The sequence below is a fragment of the Acetivibrio straminisolvens JCM 21531 genome (genome assembly GCF_000521465.1).
Classification (GTDB): Bacteria; Bacillota; Clostridia; order Acetivibrionales; family Acetivibrionaceae; genus Hungateiclostridium; species Hungateiclostridium straminisolvens.
Genome location: NZ_BAVR01000036.1, coordinates 1 through 21,235 on the forward strand (window position 1 = coordinate 1; position 21,235 = coordinate 21,235).

The following is a 21,235-nucleotide window of genomic DNA, read 5'->3' on the forward strand; positions in this document are numbered from 1 at the left end:
TAAATAATTATTACAAAAATAAAAGATTTAAATTGTAAAAAGTATGTGGTAAAATAGAAGGTGATTGTTTTAATTGCTTTTCCAAAGCAGAAATTAAAAAAGCATAACGATATGCTTTTATACTTCTTAAAAAAAAGGGGTGTTTAAAATGGGTTTGATAAATTTTATCAAAGGACAATTCATTGAAGTAATCGAGTGGACTGATTCTACAGCAGATACTATAGTTTATCGTTTTCCTGTAGCAAACAAAGAAATAAAAATGGGGGCCCAGCTTACTGTCAGGGAGTCCCAGGTGGCCGTATTCATAAACGAAGGTCAATTGGCGGACGTTTTTGAACCCGGAAGATACGAACTGACAACAGAAAACATGCCGATTCTCACAAAGTTGAAATCGTGGAAATACGGATTCAATTCACCTTTTAAGGCAGAGGTGTATTTTATAAATACCAGACTGTTTACCGAACAGACTTGGGGTACCCAGTCACCCCTTCCGATGTTGGATCCTATGTTCGGCCCTATTGAAGTCGGAGCAAGAGGAACCTATTCTTTCAGGGTGTCCGATCCGGTAAAATTCCTGCGGGATGTTTCCGGAACAAGGGGTACTATGGCAACTCAGGACCTGACAAAGACTTTAAGGTCGTACATTATGACGTATCTTAAAGATACGGTGGCAGAGTCAAAGAAATCCTTCTTCGAGATGCAGAGCAATATGCCTGAGTTCGCGGAGATGGTTAAGCTAAATGCGAAGAGCAAGTTTGAAGCTTTAGGACTTGAGCTGGCTGAACTTACAGTCGAATCGTTGATTCTTCCTGAAGAGCTCAGAAAAGCTTACCAGGAAGGTGCTCAGATAAATTTGATGGGTGGTATGGATACTTACGCCAAAAAGAGGACTCTCGATGCAATGAACACTGCTGCAGGAAATCAGGGAGGAGGTTCCTTTGCCGGTATGGGCGCGGGAATGGGAGCCGGAGCTGCAATAGGCAATATGATGGGGCAGGTTTTTGGCGGAGGTTTTCAGCAAAATCCTCAATATTATCAGCCTCAACCTCAACCGCAGCAGCAGGGGGTAGTATGTTCGGCATGTAAAGCCAGTGCGCCTTTAGGGACAAAATTCTGTCCTAACTGCGGCAAGTCTCTCGTAGAAGAGAAGGATAGGTGCATTAAATGTAACCATGAAATTAACAAAGGAGCAAAATTCTGCCCGGAATGCGGAGAAAAGCAGGAACAGGCGTGCAGCAATTGCGGGACAAAGCTTTCACCGGGAACAAAGTTCTGTTCACAATGCGGGTCAAAAGTAGAATAAAAGGAATAACAATAGAAATTTAGAAAAAACGATAGTAAAAATTGTCATGATTATATTGACCTGAGAAATTATTTATGATAGATTTTAGACAATTGAATACAGTGGTTTACAGGTTCGTGCATATTTGTATGCAGATTAATAGGGAAGCAGGTGAGATTCCTGCACGGTCCCGCCGGCTGTGAGGGGGAAGCTCTTCAGATTATTGCCACTGGGAAACTGGAAGGTATGAAGAGTTGATGAACCTAAGTCAGAAGACCTGCCTGTAAATAACACCATAAACTCTACGAGTGATAGGGGGGTGTAGTGATTTGCATAACTGCAAACGGATTTATGCCTCTTAAACTTTGCATAGCTTAGGAGGCTTAATTTTTTGTAATTATGAGTTTATTATGATTTGATTTTCTTTTAAAGGAGAGTATTAATATGAAGAACAAAAGAAGCATTTTTTTGAAAAAAAAGTATTGCCGGTTTTAATGGCAGCAATACTGATTTTTGCGTTTTCATCATGCAATAAAAGTGGGGAAGTCAACGAATTAAATGATAATACCGGCGGATATAACGTAACCTTGAAAGATTCCTATGACAGGGAAGTAACCTTGGACAAGGAGCCCGAGAGGGTAGTATCGGTTGCTCCTAGTATAACGGAGATAATTTTTGCTTTAGGCCAGCAGGGCAAGCTGGTGGGACGTACCGATTATTGCGATTACCCTGAAGAGGTGCAAAATATTGAGTCGATAGGAAACATTGACCAGCCAAATGTTGAAAAAATAGTTGAACTTCAGCCGGATATTGTTATAACATCCACTATCTTTACGAAGGAGATGCTGCAAAAGCTTGAGGAAGCCGGTGTCAAAGTGGCTATCTTTCAGGCTGAAAAGGACTTTGAAGGAGTTTATGATATAATTGAAAATATAGGTCTTTTGCTCAATGCCCGAGATGAGGCAAACAGCGTTGTTGCGGAAATGAAGGAAAAAGTGGAGCTTGTAAAGAGCAAGGTTGATGGCCTTGAAAAACCTAGTGTTTATTATGTTATGGGCTATGGTGAATATGGAGATTATACTGCAGGAAGGGATACATTCATTGCCCGTATGATTGAGATGGCAGGGGGCAAAAATGCGGCAGATGATGTGGAGGGCTGGAAATACAACATTGAGAGCCTTCTTGAAAAGGATCCTGACATACTGATATGCTCGAAGTTCTACGCTTCGAAGGCAGGAATTGAAAGCGCCGACGGATACAAGGAACTTTCGGCGGTTAGAGGCGGAAAGCTTTTTGAAATAGACAACAACATGTTGGACAGGCAGGGGCCAAGAGTTGCCGATGGGCTTTTGGAGCTTGCCAGAATAATTCATCCTGAAGCATTTGAATGAAATGGAGAAGAATAAATGTCGTTTGGTGATAAAAAGTATAGATATAGGCTTGCCTTAATTTTTGGAGGCTTGCTTTTATTACTGCTGATACTGGCTTCTATAACAGTTGGTGCAGCCAATATATCAATATTTGATGCCATATATATTCTGATTCGCAGAATACCCTTTTTGGGAAGATTTATAGCAGGAGGCGAAGTAAGCAGGACCCATGAGCTTATAGTGATTAATATAAGGCTTCCCAGAGTAATTGCTGCTGCGGTTATAGGACTGGGTCTTTCGGCGGCGGGAGCAACATACCAGGGAATGCTTGCAAATCCCATGGCAGACCCCTATGTTTTGGGAGTGTCGGCAGGGGCGGCTCTGGGGGCTTCGATTGCTATTGTGACGGGAGCCGATAAAATTGTTGGAGGGTTTGGTATTACTACGGCAGCAGCCTTTGTTTTTTCGCTTCTTACGGTTTTTATCGTCTTTAGCATAGCAAAAACGGGAGCTAAGCTTTCCAATACTCATCTCTTGCTTGCCGGTGTGGCGGTTAGCTTTTTTGCATCCTCCATTATGTCGGTATTGATGGTTTTGAACCGTGATAAAGTATCAAGTATTACTTACTGGATGATGGGAAGTATGGCCTATACTTCTTGGAAGCAACTGCTGATACTTGTTCCGTTGGTTATTGGAGGTACAATTCTTGTTTGCGTTTTTGCCAGGGAGCTTAACATAATTGCTGCCGGAGAGGATGAGGCAAGAAGCCTTGGCGTTGAGGTGGAAAGAGTAAAAAAGCTGCTGCTTGTAATTTGCTCGGTTATTGTTGCTGCCTGTGTGGCAGTGAGCGGTGTCGTTGGGTTTGTGGGACTGATTATTCCCCATACGGTAAGGCTGGTATCCGGTTCGGACAACAGGACAGTTCTTCCCTTTTCGGCAATAGGAGGGGGAATATTTCTGGTACTTTGCGATACAATATCCAGGATTCCGACATCGGAAATTCCGGTGGGAGTACTGACGTCAATGTTTGGAGCACCATATTTTATTTCGATTCTGATAAGAAGCAAGAAGAAGGTGGTTTGATTGAGGCAGGTCAAGGAATATTCAATTGAGGTTAGAAATATAGAAGTATCCTTTGGAGACTTTAATGTGTTAAAAGGTGTATCATTGGAGATAGAGAAAGGCCAGTTTTACGGGATTCTTGGTCCAAACGGGTCGGGTAAAACAACGCTTTTAAAGAGCATGGCAAAGGCGCTTCGCCCCCAAAGCGGTGCAATATTTGTTGATGGTGAGGATATCGGCAGAATGAGGGCGAGGGAGTTTTCAAAAAAAGTTGCATGCCTCTATCAAAGTACTGCTATTACCTATGATTACCCGGTTATGGATGTTGTACTTATGGGAAGGTATCCATATATAAAGAGGTTTCAGACCGAAAGTGTAAAAGACCGGGAGATTGCAAAAAAGGCTATGATTGCTTCAAATGTGTGGCACCTTAAGGACAGGAGGATTAATGAAATAAGCGGTGGGGAAAGGCAGAGGGTTTTATTGCCCGGGCATTAGTGCAAGAGACCGATATAGTGCTTCTGGATGAGCCAATTTCCCATCTTGATATTCAACATCAGATAGAGATTTTGGAACTTGCCGGGAAGATGGCGAAGGAAGGAAAATCAATTGTTGCGGTTTTGCACGATTTGAATTTTGCCTCTATGTATTGCGACCATTTGATAATGCTCAAGGATGGGGCAATTGTTGCGCAGGGAGAGCCACAAAAGGTTCTTACGGAAGAGATTGTTAAAAAGGTATATGGTGTAAAGCCTTTTATAATTGACGGAATGAACGGCAACAGACCTTATGTATTGCCGTTGAAAAAACAAGGAGCATAATGAAAATATTTACAATACAAGGTATAAATTATAGAAATATGTGTAATAATTAACAATAAGGAAAACTGATTCAAATTCTTGTCCCTCAATAGGGCTATTTTTTTGCCAAAATTCGTAGAGGGGTTAATCTGTTTTATTGTTCGGTTATTTAACTCGTCGGTAAAGTTGTGTATAATAAACGTTGGATTCAAAGAAAATAGCAAATGTACTTGGCTTTAATTAGATTTGAAAAGTACTGTTTTGAAATGTCATGAGAGAATATTCCTTGTAGATATATACTCAATTTGTAGAATGAAATGTATATGAAAGGCGGTAAAAGCTTTGGCTTTGGTAAAGAAAAATGAGGTTTACACTATTGACATTACCGGAATGACCCATGAGGGGCAGGGGGTCGGAAGGATAGACAATTTTACGGTTTTTGTGGACGGGCCGATTGAGGGAGAAAAGGTGGAAATAAAGATTATAAAGGTTAAAACGAGTTATGCCATCGGCAAACTCCTTAAAGTTTTGGAACCTTCTGCAGATAGAACGGAGCCTTTTTGCCCTTCATATAAAAGATGCGGCGGTTGCAGTCTACAGCATATGAATTATGAAGCGGGACTTAAGTTTAAGACCGGCATTGTAAGGGAGAATATCAGAAGAATTGGCGGACTGGAAGGTGTTGTAGTACATGATGCTATCGGGATGGAACAGCCGTTAAATTATAGAAACAAAGCCCAATACCCGGTGGGAAGATATAAGGATGGGGTGAGGGCAGGATTCTATGCCAAAAAGTCTCACGAGATTATTGACTGCTCCACATGTGGTATTCAGCATTCTGTAAGCGACAGGGTAAGGGATATTGTTAAGGAATTTATAGAGGAAAATGGTATAAGTACATATGATGAAATTACGGGTGAGGGATTAGTTCGGCATATTATGACCCGTGTCGGTTTTAAGACCGGTGAGGTAATGGTGGTTTTGGTCATTAACGGAAGGAACATACCGGGACAGAAGAAGCTTTCGGAGAAGCTGGTAAAAGAGATTCCGGAGATAAAAAGTATTGTCTTAAATGTTAATGCAAAAAAGACGAATGTTATATTGGGCGATGAAAATATAGTTGTCTATGGAAGGGATACCATTACTGATTATATAGGAGATTTTAAGTTCAACATATCCCTCTGTCTTTTTTCCAGGTGAACCCGATTCAAACCGAAGTGCTTTACACCAAGGCGTTGGAGTATGCGCAGCTTACGGGAGAAGAAACCGTTTTTGATTTGTATTGCGGCATAGGAACTATTTCGCTGTTTTTATCACAGAAGGCGAAAAAGGTTTATGGTGTTGAGGTTGTCGAAGCGGCAATTAATGATGCAAAGGAAAATGCCAGGGTGAACGGAGTGGAAAATGCGGAGTTTATAGTCGGAGAGGCGGAGAAGGTTATACCTGAGATGTATGATAGGGGCATACGCGCCGATGTTGTGGTGGTTGACCCTCCAAGGAAGGGGTGCGATGAGGCGGTATTAAAGACCTTGGTGGATATGAAGCCGGAGAGGATTGTTTATGTATCCTGTAATCCTGCGACGTTGGCAAGGGATTTGAAGTATTTAGCTGAAGGCGGGTTTGAGGTTCGGGAAGTTCAGCCGGTGGACATGTTTCCGTGGACCTATCACGTCGAGTGCATAGTGGGAATACGTCGTACAGATTCGTAGAAATCTTTAATTTTAGGCACTTTGCGAGTCATATCACTTTTGACCCAGCAGGTGATTTTGGACGTAATAAGCAGATAAAAGACTATGTTATTGTGTCTGTCGTACTTGCATTAGAGTGCGGGAATACGTCAATTATGTCATAAATCAAAAACCCTCTCGGAGCGGTTTTATCCGCCGTGAGGGTTCTCTCTTTATACGCAGCCTGCAAGAACAATTAAGGATTTACAGGCATCTGGGTCTTTTTCTTCCAGCCATGACTCAAAGTTTGTTATAGTTATCAAACGGTCGAAAGCTATGCTATCACCACTGCCAGTCACGTCATCGGGATGTACACAGATACACGTCAAGACCGTAGCAGGTCTTTCCAGAGCCTGCCCGCCATCAACTACGTGATAGTAGTCACATATTTCCCAGTCTGGCGGGAGTTCTGAAAACATCGAGTCAGGGTATAATTCCTCAAAATAGATGTCAATACGGGTCACATAGTTACTACAGCTGTCTTTATCGGTTTCGCACGTTGCTGCAGATACTTTGAAGCCTCTGGATAAGAGCAGTTGAGTTGCTCGTATAAGCTCTACGCTGACGGTGATTGTTTTATCAGAACATTTACAGCAGGGCTTAGACCAGATGTCTGCATATAGTTCAAAGCACGACGGACACATAGTCATCATAGCACATTCACCTCCTTAATCAATTTATAAAAAGTTGTTCGTTTAAGATTTAGAGCCTGCATAGTTTCAGTGGCAGTTTGTTTGCCTTCCTTCCACTTACGTACCTCACTTTCAAAGTTGGCAGGTAGAGAAGTCTTAGGACGTCCCATCTTAACACCTTTCTGCTTGGCTGCGGCGATGCCTCAGCTTGGCGGGTCTTGATTTTTATTCGTTCCTTTTCTGACAGATAAGCCAGCAGTTCAAAGACAATGTTGGCAATAAGCACCTTTTCTAAGTCGCTTTTATCCGCAGTCGATAGAATAGGCATATCCATAACGACTATGTCAACGCCCATCTGTCGCAACTCGTGCCATTCATTTTTAATTGCCTCGTAGTCTCGACCAAGTCTGTCCAACTCTTTAATTACAAGGACATCCCCAGACCGCAGCAGTTGCTCTTTAAGTGTCTTATATCCTGGGCGTGAAAAGTCTTTACCAGACTGCTTGTCAGTGATTATGTGTCTGTCCTCAACCCCGTAAGCTGTCAGAGCTTTTATTTGCCTGTCAAGATGCTGCTCTGTAGAGCTGACCCTTGCATAACCATACACCCTACTCATAACATTACCTCCTTAAATTATTGAGTACGAAAAAGTGTACTCAAACGTACAACTAAAAACAACCTTTAGCAGAGTTCGTAAAACTTCTTCCATACTATTTAAGAATATTCGTTTAGTAAATACAACTTTATGAACACTTTAGATAATATATACCGGGCCACGAACCTTTAGTCAACAGGCTATTTTGAGTTTTATCCGACCCCATCGGGCTTCCTGCCTCAATAGGTCTTTTAATTTGCTGTCGAGTTTGGTATAATCATCCATGTATATAGTGTCGTAAAATACGCCAATCTGGGGGGGTTCAGTTGGCAATACTTGATTAAATATTGATTAAGAAGGAGGTAATCATTATTATGATGAAGAAACTTGTAACTTTTATGTTGGCAGTGGTTATGGTTGCGACACTGCTACCTACACAGGCTTTCGCAGCCGACAATTCAATACTTGAATCAAACAAGAAGGCTATCGCAAAGGAGAGAACTGACGAGTATGCACTTGATTACTTTTCAGTAGATTTTGACTTCTATCAGCGTCAGTTGGACGCCACTGGGGACTCTATGGGCGAAATTGCTCAGCAGGTGAAGAAGATAATTGCTGGAATTACAGACGAATACGAAAAGGCAAAGGCTATTGCCGATTGGTTGAGCCTTAATATGATATATACTTATACGGCAAATCCAGAACACCTTAAGCATTTACCTAAATGGCAGTATGGAACTTGTGAAACTTTTGCGAGTACAACATCTGCGTTTTATAGATTGGCAGGTTTTCCTGCAAAGACTGTAGGCGGTGTGGCTTATGGCTCAGGTGAGTGGGGAGCACACGCTTGGAATAGAGTGTTTGTAGATGGTCGTTGGGTTCATGTAGACACTACTGGTGGAGAGTTTGACCTTCCTATCGAGGTATGGTCTCAGAACCACAAGTTGACTGGTGTTACAGATACTGATTGGGACGGAACTATCACAGTTTACGATAGTAGTTCTCGTGAGAAGATTATGACTGTTGGACCTGTTCCTATTGGAACTCCTTTCAGCAAAATACCTGAACTTGCGAATATTAAGTTGTCTGCTGACGCAGAAGGCCAGTATCCTGTAAGACCTACTGATAAGTTTAGTTCTTCTTATATGAAACTTTATGCAAGAACACACAGAGTATCCTTTGAAATCCAGCTTGACAACGCATACAAGTCATTAGTTCCACACTATGTAAGAGAAGACGAATACGGCGACCCTTGTGCTTACGTCATAGTTTCCGAAGGAGCGAAACTTCCACAGGTTAAAATTCCTGAAAAGGCAGGATACACTTTTATCGGCTGGCGTGACCTTAACAACAGCAAAGCACCTATTTGGAACGAATACACTGATAAGGTGACTAAGGATATGTCCTTCGTAGCAGTCTTTCAAAAAGGCACAGTGAACTACACAGTCAGCTTCAATACCAACGGTGGTTCTGCTGTAAAGGCTGACGACTGTCCAAGGCTAACACTAAGTTAACTAAACCTGCGAACCCTACGAAGTCTGGCTATAAGTTTACTGGATGGTATCTTGATAAGAACTGCACAGAGCCTTGGGATTTCAACACCAATATCGTAAGAAGGAACACCACTCTTTATGCGGGTTGGGAGAAGGTCATTACCGCCAACCCTACTTCTTCTAAAGTCCTTGTAAATGGCAAGGCAGTGACTTTCGAGGCATACACTATCAACGGCAACAACTATTTCAAACTTCGTGACTTCGCACAGGCCGTGAACAAAACAGAGAAGAATTTTGAGGTAAAGTGGGACAGCAAGAACAATGCTATCAACCTTATTTCCAACAAACCTTACACACCTGTAGGTGGAGAGTTGGCTAAGGGCGATGGCAAGGCAAAGGTTGCTAACCCTACAACCTCAAAGATTTACAAGGACGGCAAGGAAATATCCCTTACAGCATACACTATCAACGGTAATAACTACTTCAAGCTCAGGGATATAGCCAAAGCGTTCAACATCGGCGTAACTTGGGATGGTACGACGAATACAATAGGTATCGATACAAGTATAGGCTATGTAGAAGAATAAACACTTTTTATTCGACCCTACGGGATTCATGCATTAGGTCATTTGATTACCCCTTAGCAGATAACCTTGGCTAAGGGGTATGTTTTATACCCTAAAATTTCTTGCGACATCGACCCACAAGAGGTTTTTACAGTCCAAGTCGACCAAAATATCGTGCAAATAATTTGAGAAGCTTATAGAGCGATTAGAAGCGTTACCACATACTAAATGAAAATGACACGCTCAATGAGCATAAAATTTTAGAAAAGCTATTGACAATACGCTCCAATTAGCATATATTATTTATAAATGCTCAATGAGCGTCGCTCATTGTACGTATATTTGCCAATGGTATTGATAAGGAGGTTGTAAAGGTGACTGATATAAATAAAATTAAGCAAGCCCGCTTAAAAGCAGGGCTTACTCAAAAAGAATTATGTGATAGATACGAAATTCCTTTACGAACGTTGCAAGGCTGGGAAGGAGGTAGTCGTAAGCCACCTGAATACGTACTTAACCTACTATTGCGTTGTATAGAGCTTGATTTCTCTCCCGAAGCAGAACCCACAGAGCAGGAGGATTTATCTGTACCGAAGAAGTTAATCTTTTTAGACCTCATAGGCAGACCGCTTAAAGAGCCAGTGTTATCGGCCGTTAAGCAAGCTTACGACGATAGAAAAGTACAATACATCCCCGTTACAGACTATGAAGGTAATGACACAGGAGAAGAATCACTCAAAGGTAAGCTCTACATGGTCTTAGCCCCTGAAGAATACGGCTTAGACATGGGTTTTGAGTTCAGAGTGAAGGAGGTATAAATTATGGTTACGATTACAGAGCTTAAAGATATGCTTGACCTATTGAGCATAGACACTTTAGACACTATCAATCGCAAGATAGTTGTTGAGGAGCCATATAGCTGGGGACGCACTCCGCTACTAAAGTATGCCCCCGAAGCCTTAGCCGACTACGCAGATGCTATTTATCGGCACGTCATCGCCCCTCTTGACCCAGACACTGCTACAGATGACGACCTCAACCAATACATTGCTCAATACCTTACTTTTTATGAGCAAGCAGAAACTGCCTTTAATGCGGCCAGTGTAGACTTAGCCATAGATTGCTTAACATCAGTCGGACACCGATTAAGCCAGAGCTACCACCAAACATCATAGACGAGGGCGATAACATCTATGACCTTATAGCAGACTACTTTGCGGGCAACTCTTATGACCTGTACCCGCACTTTCACAATTTCCTTTATTCCTTCCTGTCTCCGCTTCGACGCCCAGACCTCATTGCACATGACAAGCGACTTATCGACCTTGTCGCTGAGGCAGACGAACTTATCGCTCCATACAATGCAGCTCTTGACGCTTTTATTGGGCGAGAGCTTAGGCGATTACAGTCAGTAGTCAAAGACCGTATCAGATACACAAAACTAAAGCCTGAGGACATAGACACGCTAAAACTCAACAAACACCGCATCCCAGCAGACGACTGGCAGGCAATCAACCAAGTCATCAGCACAGGCTCTTTATCCACCTCCACACACAAGATAATAAAACGCACCCTGCAAGACCTTAAGACTGCACCGCCAGCACCAAAGACAGCACCCATAGCAAAGCCAGTTATGCCTTTATCTGCATATGCGACGCACTTTACGGACAGCTTGGAGGCAGCCTACGCCAAGCTAATGGCTAAAAGAGCCAATGCCTATGCTGACGGTGTCGACCCCATTGACGACATTAAAGCTGGACTGCTTGCATCACAGCGAGCCGTCACCCAAGGTATCGACCTATCAGGCATAGAGGAGACACAGGCAAAGGGCAGGGAGTTTTTCAGCAATTTCGCCAATTTTCGACCTGTATTATCGGCCTGCTTGCAGATAGACCTGTATAACCTCGACGTAAATACCGTACTACCGCCCGACATATTATCCCACAGCGTCGTACAGGGCATACTTGCCTTTACCGCTAAGCTCCGACCACAGTTTAAGCACCGTAGTCTTGTCATCCTGTACGACCAGCTTGCCAAGGAGCTATACAGCTCTATCAGCGAGCATACGTGCGGGTTTGCCAACGCACTGCCTCTACCAGACATCGCACCCCTGTCAGACGACGCCATAGTCAACGCACCCAAAGCTCCCCGCATTACTGACAGCAAGCCGTTACCCTTTGACCTGACACAGCCCATACAGGTAGCAATCAATAACCTTGGGGCAGATGTAATCGTCGCTGATACCGAGGTTCTATCCGCACCTCTCGACCCCAGCACCCTAACGCCAGTCGACGACCAGACCATAAAGACCATAGCCTGCTACATTACAGGGGCGGCCTCCACTCCTTATCTGCTGGACGGTGACCTGATAATCCACAATCCCAAGACAGACCAATACCTAAAAGTCCTGCCAACTATAAGAGCCGACGGTACGCAGACTACATTTTTACGGCCTATAATACCAAAGCCCTAAAAGACCGCATTAGCACCCTACAGTGCGTTTTATCCGCCGACCCACGGTATCGTAGTAGTCTGCCTCCATGTATCACCCAACTCCCACAAGGCGACCCAGTAGCACGACAAAAAGCCATTAAAGACTTACAGGAGTGGGCCGACATATTGTTAGCCCAAGTTAATGACCTCTACAAGTACGATGCTGCTGATGATTATGATGGCGATACCGATTATGTTGTCACCAAACGCACCATACGTCAGATAGTCCAGACCCCGTACTACGCCAAGTTTTATTTGTCTGCCCACCGTCTGTCTGCCTACGTCTACTACCCACGTGATTACTCGGCATATATAACGACCAAGCCGACCGACCCTGTAACGGGCAAGCCGTTAGTTTATCATGTCCACCACAAAGACAGGTGCCGAAGCAACAACTGCCCAGAAAACCTCGAAATCGTACCTAAGCAGACAAACGACACCGCTCGCAGTACCAGCCGACCAGTGATTTATCGGGGCGTACGCTATGACACCATAAAAGATTACAGTGAGGCTACAGACGCAGGCAACTACAAAAACTTACAGCAGGCATTAACCGGCTTGGAGGCAGGCAATGATGCGATATACAACGGCAGACGTTACACTCTTGCTGGTGGCATAATCAAGGCAGTAGACGCAGATACCCCTACAATCACGTATAATGGTAATGTCTACACAACCCTTAAGAATTTTGCCGATGCCCACAAACTGGCTTACAAGAGCATCCACAATGCCCTTAGCAAAGCACGCAAAGAGGGCAAAGACACGGTTGCATATAAGCAGTACACTTTTTATCTGGATAATGATGGTAACATAATGGCAGTATCTAAATAGATTGATTATGTTAAGCCTAAACCTCGTATTTATCGGGGTTTAGGGCTTAAATATGGATTAAGGTTAGCTGACCTTAATTTCCATTTCTCAGTATCCAATTTCTAAAGATTTTATTTGCTTTTACATGATTTTTATTTAATTTTTAGTTCTCCTGTCCAAAATACCTCAAAATGAGCTACTAACCCCGATGACATCGGATTTAACCTCAAAAAATGGATTAAGGCAGACTGCCATATATATATATATATAAAAAATCAAAGTGTGACACCTGCCCCACCATCACCCTCCTTAATTACCATTTATGTAAATATTTACCGTTTACCTGTCGTGTCCAAAGAACCGTCGAACCCTACGTTGTGTAGTCCTTACGGCGTCCTCGTCGACGTCGCAGGCAATTATCTTACGACCTCCAAGCTCGAGAGCAGCGACTACCGTAGAGCCACCGCCACACATAAGGTCGCAGATTACGTCGCCATCTTTAGTGAGCCGACGCAGGATTTCTTTGACACCAGCTACGCTCTGACCCCATACATGATGCTCTTTATCCGTACCGTCGTCTGGCGGGGCTTCCACGTAATCGTAAACAATACCACCTTCGTAAGCACCTTTCGTAAGCCAGACTACATATTTAACCGCCGTAGCCACCTTACGACTATGTATCAATGGTGAGCCGTTGCTTTTACATAAATACGCAATCGTCCAGTTATAACGTAGGCTTTTATCCGTAGTCAGCTCCCGCATAGCCTTGTCCAGATACGCACCACCACACATCACAGCCAGCGAGCCTCCCTCACGCAAAATCCTGCCTGCAACGCTTGCTATGTATCTATACAGCTCCTCAACCGCCTCCCTGCCATATGGCGGGTCTACAAAAACTAAGTCCACCGAACTGTCTTTTATCTGTGGTAGGCCAGTCCTGACATCGCCCACAAAGACCTTAACATCCTCCTCTGTCACTGTCAGCAGAGGATTTTTATTCGCCTCCCTACGCTCTTTATACAGCAGACGCTGGCAGTATCTTGGCGACCTACTCCCTCTCTCCATCATCTTATCAAGCACTCCCGGAGCCTTAATCGCCCGTAATGACCTCTCTGATAAGCCTATGAGTATGTCAGGATGCTCTCTTAGGTATGGATGGTTCGTCCAATCCTCAGCCTGTGTGTCCATCTGTCCACTTTGGACAGTTTTATCTGCTAATTCCCGCCTTACAGAGCCGACCGTAGTAGGCGAGACCCCAAGCATCCTTGCTATTGCTCTATCGGATAATTCAGGTACAACCCGCAATTTATCGGCAATCAGCTTACGCTTTTCCTGTTGCGTAAGCTGTTTATTTTTATAGGCCAATCAACCACCTCCTCATCTTATATGTGAGCCGATACTATTTTACCGTATTTTTGTGTAAATTTCTTTAATAATTTTCGTGCCTGCGGTGTGCCCTGCTCAATACCTCTTAAATTTCAGTGATTTAGGAGGTATTAAGATGTCCAAGGACGAGCGTAAGCAACAACAGATAATAAGAGCGTCAAAGCAACTGGCTATGCTTGCAACATTGCGGTTGATAGGTTTGATTACGGAGCAGGAGTACGACATAGTAGTGGCGTCAATTTACCGTGACTATCCAGTAATTGTGGGCTTAAATCTAAAATAATTATGGACGTATTCCCGTAGTATCGTGTATGATGCTATACGAGGAATACAACTCAGTAAGGAGGTTTTATTTGGTGAGTAAACAAGTGCAAGTAATAAAGGCGAATAGAGCCGACCGTTCCTTATCTACGACTGCCGAGACTTTGAGGGTTGCAGCCTATGTACGTGTGTCAACAGACCATAAGGAGCAACTGGAAAGTTTTAAGTCACAGATTGCCTATTTCACAGATAAGATAAAGAGTAACCCTGCGTGGACTTTGGTTGATATTTATAAAGATGAAGGTATAAGTGGTACGGGGACTGAAAAGAGGGATGACTTTAACCGACTAATCAATGATTGCATGGAGGGTAAGATAGACCTAATACTGACAAAGTCTTTATCACGTTTTAGTCGCAATGTTGTAGATACGTTAAAATATATCAGACTATTAAAGGAGCGTAATATAGCCGTAATTTTCGAGGAAGAAGCAATCAATACACTGACTGCCAAAGGTGAAACACTGATAACATTTTTATCCGCAATGAGTCAACAATACGTAGAGACTTTATCTGGTTCAGTTAGACATGGTATACGAGCTAAAATGCTCCGTGGGGAGCTTGTAGGAGACCCAGAGGCTCTTGGATACGACAAAGATGACGAAACAGGTAAGCTTGTGATAAATGAAGCCGAAGCAGAAATTGTACGCTACATTTTTAAGCGCTACGCCGAAGGAGCAGGTGGACGAGTAATTGGTCGAGAACTTGAAAACTTAGGATACAAGACAAAGAGGGGCAATACAACATGGGAGAATCAACTGTTCTTGGTATTATTAAAAATGAGAAGTATATAGGTGATTTAGTACAGGGCAAGACTATAACAGTAGACCCTATAACGCATCGACGCATAGATAATCGTGGGGAAGCCGATATGTTTTATCTGGAAGACGCACATCCAGCGATTATTGACCGTGATACTTGGGATAAAGCCCAAGCGATTCTTAAACGTAGAAACGAATGGCGGGTTAAGCCTACTGCTAAAAACGGCAATAAATATAGTAGAAAGCACGCTTTTAGTTGTATGATTAAGTGTGGGTTTTGCGGTCACAACCTTTCAAGGCGTAGTCATCACAGTGGCACAACACATCAAAAATGGGTATGGCACTGTGTATCATACACCAAAAAGGGCAAGCAATATTGTCCAGAGTGTAAAGCCGTTGACGAGGCGATAATCGAGGGTGCCTTTGTTCAGGGATACAATCTATTAGCAGGCGATAATAGCGATGTTTTATCGGAGTTCTTAAATCGCCTTGAAAATAGTCTGTTTACAGCGGGGTCAGCGAAGCGATTGGAGAAGATTACAAAGCAGATAAAGAGTTATGAAGCGCGTAGGCAGAAGCTGTTAGACCTTTTATTGGACGGTACTATATCTAAATCGGACTACGCTGAGAAGAAAGCAGAAATAGATAAGGACTTACAACCTCTATACGAGGAGCAGAAAGCATTACAGCAGACAGACGATGACGAACAGAGGTTAAAACAGCAGCTGACAGAATGTAAGGAAGCCTTAGAGGCAAATCCAATACTGCAGGAGTTCGACCGCCGTGTATTTGAGGCAGTTATAGACCATGTAGTTATCGGAGAGCGACACGAAGACGGTACAGTTGACCCACGTAAGATAACCTTTGTTTTTAAGGCGGGAATACAACCCCCGCCAAGCCCTCCGATAAGTGGCAACAAAACGTGTTCCCTTACAAGAGACAACACATGTTGAGTGTGTAGTATTGATGTCAAAGGTTGAGAAATAAAAAACTGAAAAGCTTGTAAATAAAGGTTTCCAGACGTTTAGCTTTTCTCGAGGCCGATCTGCCGGATGTGGCAATGTCAGGAAACCCTTATTTTTATTGTTTGCGGGAACATATCAACCGTCCCGAAAATTAATAGTTGAGTTACCAGATTAGATAACCCCCTTTTTTACAGGGGGTTGAGGATACAGGATGGATGTATAATTTAATCTTCTCGCTCAGCATCCGTATCAAAAATTCTATCAAGTTCCTCGTTTGATGTAATGCCACGAACATTAACACACTGTGATAGTATTCTCTCTGACATTTCCTTAGCTAAGCCAGTTTCTTTAATTTTTCTATTAAGGCGATTTATTTCTTTATCATATTGATCAATTATTTGCTGCAAACGCTCAATTTCCTGATTCATCTCTTCGCCTAAAATTTCTCTAATTTTCTCATGAAAATATTCAATTTTTGTAGTGCTAGTATGATATTGTCAGTGTATCCGGAGTTCTGAGCCAATACAAAGGAAAACAAGATAAGGATGGTTTTTCATCCGTAAATAGTATTTACTGCTCATATTATCACCTCGTAGAAGTATTTTACCATATTTTTAGTTTATATGTTTTAATAGCTTTTCTACATCCTTGCGGCGTCCTATAACTAAAAGATGTTCCTCGGGCTTGAATATATAATCGGCAACAGGTAAAGGTGAAATATCATTCCCAGCTTTTGTTGCCAGTATACTTACATGGTATCTTACTCTGAAATTTATCTCCTTTATACTTCTCCCAATCCAGCTTTTTGCAGGCGGAATTTCATAGATGGAGATATCATTTGTGAGCTCAATATAATCAAAAACGTGGTTTGCACTGCAGCGCACCGCCAGTTTTTCAGCAATATTCCGTTCAGGATCTATAACTTCATCGGCACCATTACGTAGTAAGAATTTTGTTTGGATATCGCGACTGGATTTGCTTATTACATATTTAGCGCCAAAATCCTTAAGCAGATTGGTAATTTCAAGGCTGCTCTGAAAATCATTTTCAACACAGACAAAACATACGTCATAATTATCAATGCCCAGTGAACGAAGTACTTCTTCTTTCGTACAATCACCAATTTGTGCATTTGTCACGATGGGTAAAAGTTCTCTTATATTTTCTTCATTTTTATCAACAATCATGACTTCATTTCCAAGCTCAACCAGCTTACGGCTCAAATGTTTCCCAAAACGTCCAATTCCAATAACTAAAAATGATTTCATACCAATACCCCTATCCTATATTTATTTTTTCCACCGGATTCTGTATAGATGACGTCACTCCATGTTCTGTAAACAGCAAAGCAAAAGAAAGACTTCCGACTCTGCCGCTATACATCAATAGTATGATAATTATTTTTGCAAAGGTATTCAGACCACCTGTGATTCCCGTAGAAAGACCAACAGTACCAATTGCAGATGTAACCTCAAACAAAACAGCGTCAAGTCCTAAAGCTTTATTTGTAGCACTAATAAGTAAAGCCGCACTCAGTATAAGAAGTATATTGACTGTCACAACGGCAGACGACCTCTTTAGTGCATTATCTTCCAGTCTCCTGCCAAATATATTATCACCCTTCCTATTTTTCAAGCTTGACCACAGCGAAATCATAATAACCGCTAAAGTAGTAGTCTTGATCCCACCGGCAGTAGATCCGGGACTGCCGCCTATAAACATCAACACAATAGTTAGAAGTTTACTTGCAGAGGTTAATGATGCAACGTCAACAGTATTGAAGCCTGCTGTTCTGGGCGTAACTGCGCCAAAGAGAGAGACTAAAACTTTTTCTCCTGTAGTCATCCCATAAAGAAGGTTATTTCTTTCAAAAATATAAAAGCATATCGTCCCTGACACTATAAGAATTGCGGTCATCGTTAAAACTATTTTTGTATGTAGCTGATATTTTCTAAAATGATATTTATTTTTCTCAATATCATCCCATACAAAGAACCCTATTCCTCCGCCGATGATAAGTGTAATGGTTGTTAAATTGACAACCGCATCCCCGAAAAAATTTGTAAGTGACGAATACTTGCCGTACTTTCCCATAATGTCAAACCCAGCATTGCAAAAAGCTGAAACCGAGTGAAAAATGCCATTATATATACCTTCCAGCAAGCCCATTTTGGGTATAAACCTCAATGATAGCAATACTGCACCAATACCTTCAAACAGCAAAGTGCCAAGCAATATTCTTTTGGTCAGACGTACAATCCCACCGATATACATAGCATTTATACTTTCACGTAAAAGTCCCCTTTCTTTCAGCCCGATTTTTCTTTTTAAAAAAATAGAAAACATTGTGACAACCGTCATAAACCCTAAGCCACCTATTTGAATCAGCAGTAAAATAACTACTTGTCCAAATAGCGACCATTGTGTATAGGTGTCAAAAACAACAAGCCCTGTTACACAAGTAGCAGAGGTTGCTGTAAAAAGTGCATTAATTAATCCGGGAAATAAATTATTGCGGCTGGCTATCGGCAATGACAGCAAAAATGTCCCGGCAATTATTATCAGAAAGTAGCCAAGTGCTATTATCTGTGGGTATGATAATGATTTCAGTTTTCTTATATATTTTCTCACAATTTTTCCTCCCTTTTCTGCAGGACGGCCTCATACAACCTCTGAGCTGTAATCTCTTTCCAATTTAGTAAGCAAAGAAATCTATATATAATTACTTACCTTCTTAGTAATCAGAATACATTTTATCATCTTATTTTAGTACTTCAAGAACAGTATTAAAAAATTGATTATACATCTTTATAACCTCACTTTTAAAATTTTATTAATTTAAGTTTTTTCATAATAATTCAATTAGCGTCATTGTTGCTTAACTATTAAGTAAAAGCTGTTGATACCTATTCATCTGGCTTAATCTCCATAATATCGGAAATATCACACTTTAATGCCTTGCAAATCTTCACAAGCACATCGGTCGTAACATTTTCGTTTTTACCCAGTTTTGCCATAGAAGATGTACTAATACCAGCCGCTTCTCTTAAATCTTTCTTTTTCATATCTTTATCGATAAGAAGCCTCCATAGCTTTTATAGCTTACGGCCATAATTGTCACCTCGCTCGCTATAAAGAATATCATAAAGTAAGCTAAAACACAATAAAAATTTGAGTCCGCAAATTAATTATTGTGTTTTGCGAAATTCATGCTATAATTTACATAAGGAAATATCTGGTCTGTATGATGAAATGTTATTATGGAGGTACGGTATGGCAAGTGTCAGCTCGTTCAGAGATGTTATTGCAAATATGTATTACAATGAACTCTTTGACGAATTGTCCGAGTATATTGAGGACAACCCGGATAAGCTTGAATCCAACTCATATCGTGTGCAATCACCGGATGAAGCAGCATTATCCGATTTTGACATCATAACGTTAGACATAACCGACTCGCCAGGTAACAGTATTTTATTTGACGTAATTGTTTCTGCCGAAGTTGAAATTGCAGAAACAGTACGAAGGAATCGCGAGACTGATGGTATAGAACAATGGTTCCGTATCTCCTGCAGAGCTGACCTTGATGACGGAATTCAGAATTTTCAAATCAAGTCTGTTTCAATATACAACAAGTACAGAGAGAGCAAATTAGGCAGACTGTCTGAGTATTTAGTACCAATTATAGAAAAGGAACAGTTTGACAATGTTGCTACTGAATTTCTAAATGAGTTTTGCCCAGAAGCATTAAGTACTCCTATGCCCATTCCAGTAGATGAAGTAGTGAAAAGAATGGGGCTTAAGGTTGAGGAAATCCAGCTTACAAAGCATTTCACTATATTTGGTCAAATAGTCTTTGGCGATTGCACAATAGAGTATTACGACAGAAATGAAAGAACATATAAGCCTTTGGAAGTTTCAAGAGGAACAATTCTCGTGGATCCTAATGTGTATTTCATGCGAAACGTAGGGTGTATGAACAATACCATTATTCATGAGTGTGTCCACTGGTATAAGCATAGAAAATACCATGAGTTAGTTAAGACGTATAACAGCGATGCTTTGCTCATAAGCTGCAGGGTAAACGAAACAACTAAATACAAACAGCAATGGACGCCAGAAGACTGGATGGAATGGCATGCTAACGGAATTGCACCACGAATCCTTATGCCTAGATCAATGACCATTAAAAAGATTGAGGAGCTAATTAAAAAGAATGAGCTCCTTTTTGGTACTTACGACAGGCTAAATATAATGGAAAATGTCGTGTATGAATTAGCTGACTTCTTCCAGGTGTCAAGGATAGCGGCCAAAATAAGGATGCTTGACCTTGGATATAAGGAAGTTGAAGGTGTATATACCTACGTAGATGACCATTTTATCAGCAATTATTCATTTAAGGCAGACTCATTACATAAGAATCAAACATACAGTATTAGCCTAAGTGATTCTTTTTTTGAATACTATGCAAATCCGGAATTCGCAAAGATTATAGACAGCGGTAATTTTATTTATGTTGACGGTCATTACATTATTAACGACTCCAAATACATTAAAAGGTTAGAAAATGGAAGCATTGATCTTACAGACTATGCAAAACTGCATGTAGATGAATGCTGCCTTCTGTTTGATTTAAAATTAAATAAAGCCTCAAAAATGGACATTGTAGTATACCTCGATTCTATAATGTTCCGTAAAGCTACACCGGATTATAACAGAGTGCCGACATTTAATCCGGACAAGCATAATATGGAGGTATTTAATCGTTCAGAAGAGCTAAAGAAATTTCACGAAGAATTCGTCGAAGAAGGTCAGCATTTGAGCCGCACAACCCAGACATTTTCCCAAGCGGTATATGGACATATCAAAAGAAAAGGCTACAATAAGGTTGTTTTTATTGAAAAGACTTTGCTTTCAGGAAAACATATGACAGAATAAAAAACAATGAACTTAACAATCCAACTTTAGAAACCGT

General features: G+C 41.6%; 19 protein-coding genes, 5 pseudogenes and 1 riboswitch. Of the genes and pseudogenes, 17 read left to right on the forward strand and 7 right to left on the reverse strand.

The features are described 5' to 3' along the window. The first annotated feature begins 148 nt into the window (after positions 1-148). From JCM21531_RS10320 to rlmD, 6 genes and pseudogenes are all read left to right on the forward strand, one after another. Positions 149-1,303, forward strand: a complete 1,155-nt coding sequence (locus tag JCM21531_RS10320) for an SPFH domain-containing protein (protein ID WP_038289565.1) — start codon at positions 149-151, stop codon at positions 1,301-1,303. 93 nt (positions 1,304-1,396) lie between these two features. Next, positions 1,397-1,581, forward strand: a riboswitch (cobalamin riboswitch). A 195-nt stretch (positions 1,582-1,776) separates the two neighbouring features. Then, positions 1,777-2,673, forward strand: coding sequence for an ABC transporter substrate-binding protein (locus JCM21531_RS10325; RefSeq protein ID WP_038289568.1), 897 nt, complete (start codon positions 1,777-1,779; stop codon positions 2,671-2,673). Positions 2,674-2,688: 15 nt separating this feature from the next. Further along, positions 2,689-3,735, forward strand: coding sequence for a FecCD family ABC transporter permease (locus tag JCM21531_RS10330; RefSeq protein WP_038289571.1), 1,047 nt, complete (start codon positions 2,689-2,691; stop codon positions 3,733-3,735). After that, entirely contained in the window at positions 3,736-4,212 is a 477-nt protein-coding gene (locus tag JCM21531_RS21805) for an ABC transporter ATP-binding protein (protein WP_243467536.1), read from the forward strand. It abuts the gene before it with no gap. Next, positions 4,212-4,535: an ATP-binding cassette domain-containing protein gene (locus JCM21531_RS21810; protein WP_243467537.1), complete on the forward strand. Its 324-nt coding sequence runs from the start codon at positions 4,212-4,214 to the stop codon at positions 4,533-4,535. The genes JCM21531_RS21805 and JCM21531_RS21810 overlap by 1 nt, the downstream gene beginning before the upstream one ends. 321 nt (positions 4,536-4,856) lie before the next feature. Next, positions 4,857-6,223, forward strand: a pseudogene (gene rlmD / locus JCM21531_RS10340) (23S rRNA (uracil(1939)-C(5))-methyltransferase RlmD). Positions 6,224-6,414: 191 nt separating this feature from the next. Here rlmD and JCM21531_RS10345 read toward each other — a convergent pair. Both JCM21531_RS10345 and JCM21531_RS10350 read right to left on the reverse strand, forming a co-directional pair. After that, a complete protein-coding gene (locus JCM21531_RS10345; protein WP_038289574.1) occupies positions 6,415-6,894 on the reverse strand; it encodes a hypothetical protein in 480 nt (159 codons plus the stop codon). Continuing rightward, a pseudogene (locus JCM21531_RS10350) lies at positions 6,891-7,489 on the reverse strand (recombinase family protein). Before JCM21531_RS10350 ends, JCM21531_RS10345 begins: the two are co-directional and overlap by 4 nt. Positions 7,490-8,025: 536 nt before the next feature. Between JCM21531_RS10350 and JCM21531_RS10355 the strand changes: the two are divergent. The 7 genes and pseudogenes from JCM21531_RS10355 to JCM21531_RS21815 all read left to right on the forward strand — a co-directional run bounded on the left by JCM21531_RS10355 (position 8,026) and on the right by JCM21531_RS21815 (position 12,851). Next, positions 8,026-8,982, forward strand: a complete 957-nt coding sequence (locus JCM21531_RS10355; protein WP_162149311.1) for a transglutaminase-like domain-containing protein — start codon at positions 8,026-8,028, stop codon at positions 8,980-8,982. After that, positions 8,958-9,548 carry an InlB B-repeat-containing protein gene (locus JCM21531_RS25095; protein ID WP_094184778.1) on the forward strand — a complete coding sequence of 197 codons (591 nt, stop codon included), beginning with the start codon at positions 8,958-8,960 and terminating at the stop codon, positions 9,546-9,548. The genes JCM21531_RS10355 and JCM21531_RS25095 overlap by 25 nt, the downstream gene beginning before the upstream one ends. 353 nt (positions 9,549-9,901) lie before the next feature. Continuing rightward, positions 9,902-10,345, forward strand: a complete 444-nt coding sequence (locus JCM21531_RS17735; RefSeq protein ID WP_054847057.1) for a helix-turn-helix domain-containing protein — start codon at positions 9,902-9,904, stop codon at positions 10,343-10,345. Positions 10,346-10,348: 3 nt separating this feature from the next. Beyond that, positions 10,349-10,702: a hypothetical protein gene (locus tag JCM21531_RS10370; protein ID WP_038289581.1), complete on the forward strand. Its 354-nt coding sequence runs from the start codon at positions 10,349-10,351 to the stop codon at positions 10,700-10,702. After that, positions 10,648-12,000, forward strand: a complete 1,353-nt coding sequence (locus tag JCM21531_RS10375; protein ID WP_038289584.1) for a hypothetical protein — start codon at positions 10,648-10,650, stop codon at positions 11,998-12,000. The genes JCM21531_RS10370 and JCM21531_RS10375 overlap by 55 nt, the downstream gene beginning before the upstream one ends. 275 nt (positions 12,001-12,275) lie before the next feature. Continuing rightward, positions 12,276-12,443 (forward strand): annotated as a pseudogene (locus JCM21531_RS24485) (HNH endonuclease family protein); the annotation flags it as partial. 39 nt (positions 12,444-12,482) lie between these two features. Further along, positions 12,483-12,851, forward strand: coding sequence for an HAD hydrolase family protein (locus JCM21531_RS21815; protein WP_243467539.1), 369 nt, complete (start codon positions 12,483-12,485; stop codon positions 12,849-12,851). Positions 12,852-13,169: 318 nt separating this feature from the next. Here the strand turns inward: JCM21531_RS21815 and JCM21531_RS10385 are convergent, their stop codons facing one another. After that, on the reverse strand, positions 13,170-14,195 hold the full coding sequence (locus tag JCM21531_RS10385; RefSeq protein WP_054847058.1) for a DNA methyltransferase: 1,026 nt from the start codon (positions 14,193-14,195) through the stop codon (positions 13,170-13,172). A 136-nt stretch (positions 14,196-14,331) separates the two neighbouring features. On the opposite strand from JCM21531_RS10385, the gene JCM21531_RS18650 reads away from it, so the two are divergent. From JCM21531_RS18650 to JCM21531_RS21825, 3 genes and pseudogenes are all read left to right on the forward strand, one after another. Further along, on the forward strand, positions 14,332-14,499 hold the full coding sequence (locus tag JCM21531_RS18650) for a conjugal transfer protein (RefSeq protein ID WP_117407247.1): 168 nt from the start codon (positions 14,332-14,334) through the stop codon (positions 14,497-14,499). 31 nt (positions 14,500-14,530) lie between these two features. After that, positions 14,531-15,426: pseudogene (locus JCM21531_RS21820) on the forward strand (recombinase family protein); the annotation flags it as partial. Between the two features lie 129 nt (positions 15,427-15,555). Next, a complete protein-coding gene (locus JCM21531_RS21825; RefSeq protein WP_243467543.1) occupies positions 15,556-16,248 on the forward strand; it encodes a recombinase zinc beta ribbon domain-containing protein in 693 nt (230 codons plus the stop codon). A gap of 236 nt (positions 16,249-16,484) precedes the next feature. Here the strand turns inward: JCM21531_RS21825 and JCM21531_RS10395 are convergent, their stop codons facing one another. The 4 genes and pseudogenes from JCM21531_RS10395 to JCM21531_RS10410 form a co-directional block, all read right to left on the reverse strand. After that, complete coding sequence (locus JCM21531_RS10395; protein ID WP_038289589.1) at positions 16,485-16,688, reverse strand: hypothetical protein; 204 nt, start codon at positions 16,686-16,688, stop codon at positions 16,485-16,487. A gap of 186 nt (positions 16,689-16,874) precedes the next feature. Continuing rightward, positions 16,875-17,528 carry a potassium channel family protein gene (locus JCM21531_RS10400; RefSeq protein WP_011838176.1) on the reverse strand — a complete coding sequence of 218 codons (654 nt, stop codon included), beginning with the start codon at positions 17,526-17,528 and terminating at the stop codon, positions 16,875-16,877. Positions 17,529-17,538: 10 nt separating this feature from the next. Continuing rightward, positions 17,539-18,891 (reverse strand): TrkH family potassium uptake protein, encoded by a 1,353-nt coding sequence (locus JCM21531_RS10405; RefSeq protein ID WP_038289594.1) that lies wholly within the window; start codon positions 18,889-18,891, stop codon positions 17,539-17,541. A gap of 275 nt (positions 18,892-19,166) precedes the next feature. Continuing rightward, a pseudogene (locus JCM21531_RS10410) lies at positions 19,167-19,372 on the reverse strand (helix-turn-helix domain-containing protein). Positions 19,373-19,533: 161 nt separating this feature from the next. Here JCM21531_RS10410 and JCM21531_RS10415 point away from each other — a divergent pair. Further along, positions 19,534-21,198: an ImmA/IrrE family metallo-endopeptidase gene (locus JCM21531_RS10415; RefSeq protein WP_243467540.1), complete on the forward strand. Its 1,665-nt coding sequence runs from the start codon at positions 19,534-19,536 to the stop codon at positions 21,196-21,198. The last annotated feature ends 37 nt before the right edge of the window (positions 21,199-21,235 follow it).

Coding starts and splice junctions, on each gene's coding strand:
- JCM21531_RS10320 (WP_038289565.1), top strand. CDS start 149: ATGGGTTTGATAAATTTTATCAAAGGACAATTCATTGAAGTAATCGAG.
- JCM21531_RS10325 (WP_038289568.1), top strand. CDS start 1,777: ATGGCAGCAATACTGATTTTTGCGTTTTCATCATGCAATAAAAGTGGG.
- JCM21531_RS10330 (WP_038289571.1), top strand. CDS start 2,689: ATGTCGTTTGGTGATAAAAAGTATAGATATAGGCTTGCCTTAATTTTT.
- JCM21531_RS10345 (WP_038289574.1), bottom strand. CDS start 6,894: ATGATGACTATGTGTCCGTCGTGCTTTGAACTATATGCAGACATCTGG.
- JCM21531_RS10370 (WP_038289581.1), top strand. CDS start 10,349: ATGGTTACGATTACAGAGCTTAAAGATATGCTTGACCTATTGAGCATA.
- JCM21531_RS18650 (WP_117407247.1), top strand. CDS start 14,332: ATGTCCAAGGACGAGCGTAAGCAACAACAGATAATAAGAGCGTCAAAG.
- JCM21531_RS21825 (WP_243467543.1), top strand. CDS start 15,556: ATGATTAAGTGTGGGTTTTGCGGTCACAACCTTTCAAGGCGTAGTCAT.
- JCM21531_RS10395 (WP_038289589.1), bottom strand. CDS start 16,688: ATGAATCAGGAAATTGAGCGTTTGCAGCAAATAATTGATCAATATGAT.
- JCM21531_RS10400 (WP_011838176.1), bottom strand. CDS start 17,528: ATGAAATCATTTTTAGTTATTGGAATTGGACGTTTTGGGAAACATTTG.
- JCM21531_RS10415 (WP_243467540.1), top strand. CDS start 19,534: ATGGCAAGTGTCAGCTCGTTCAGAGATGTTATTGCAAATATGTATTAC.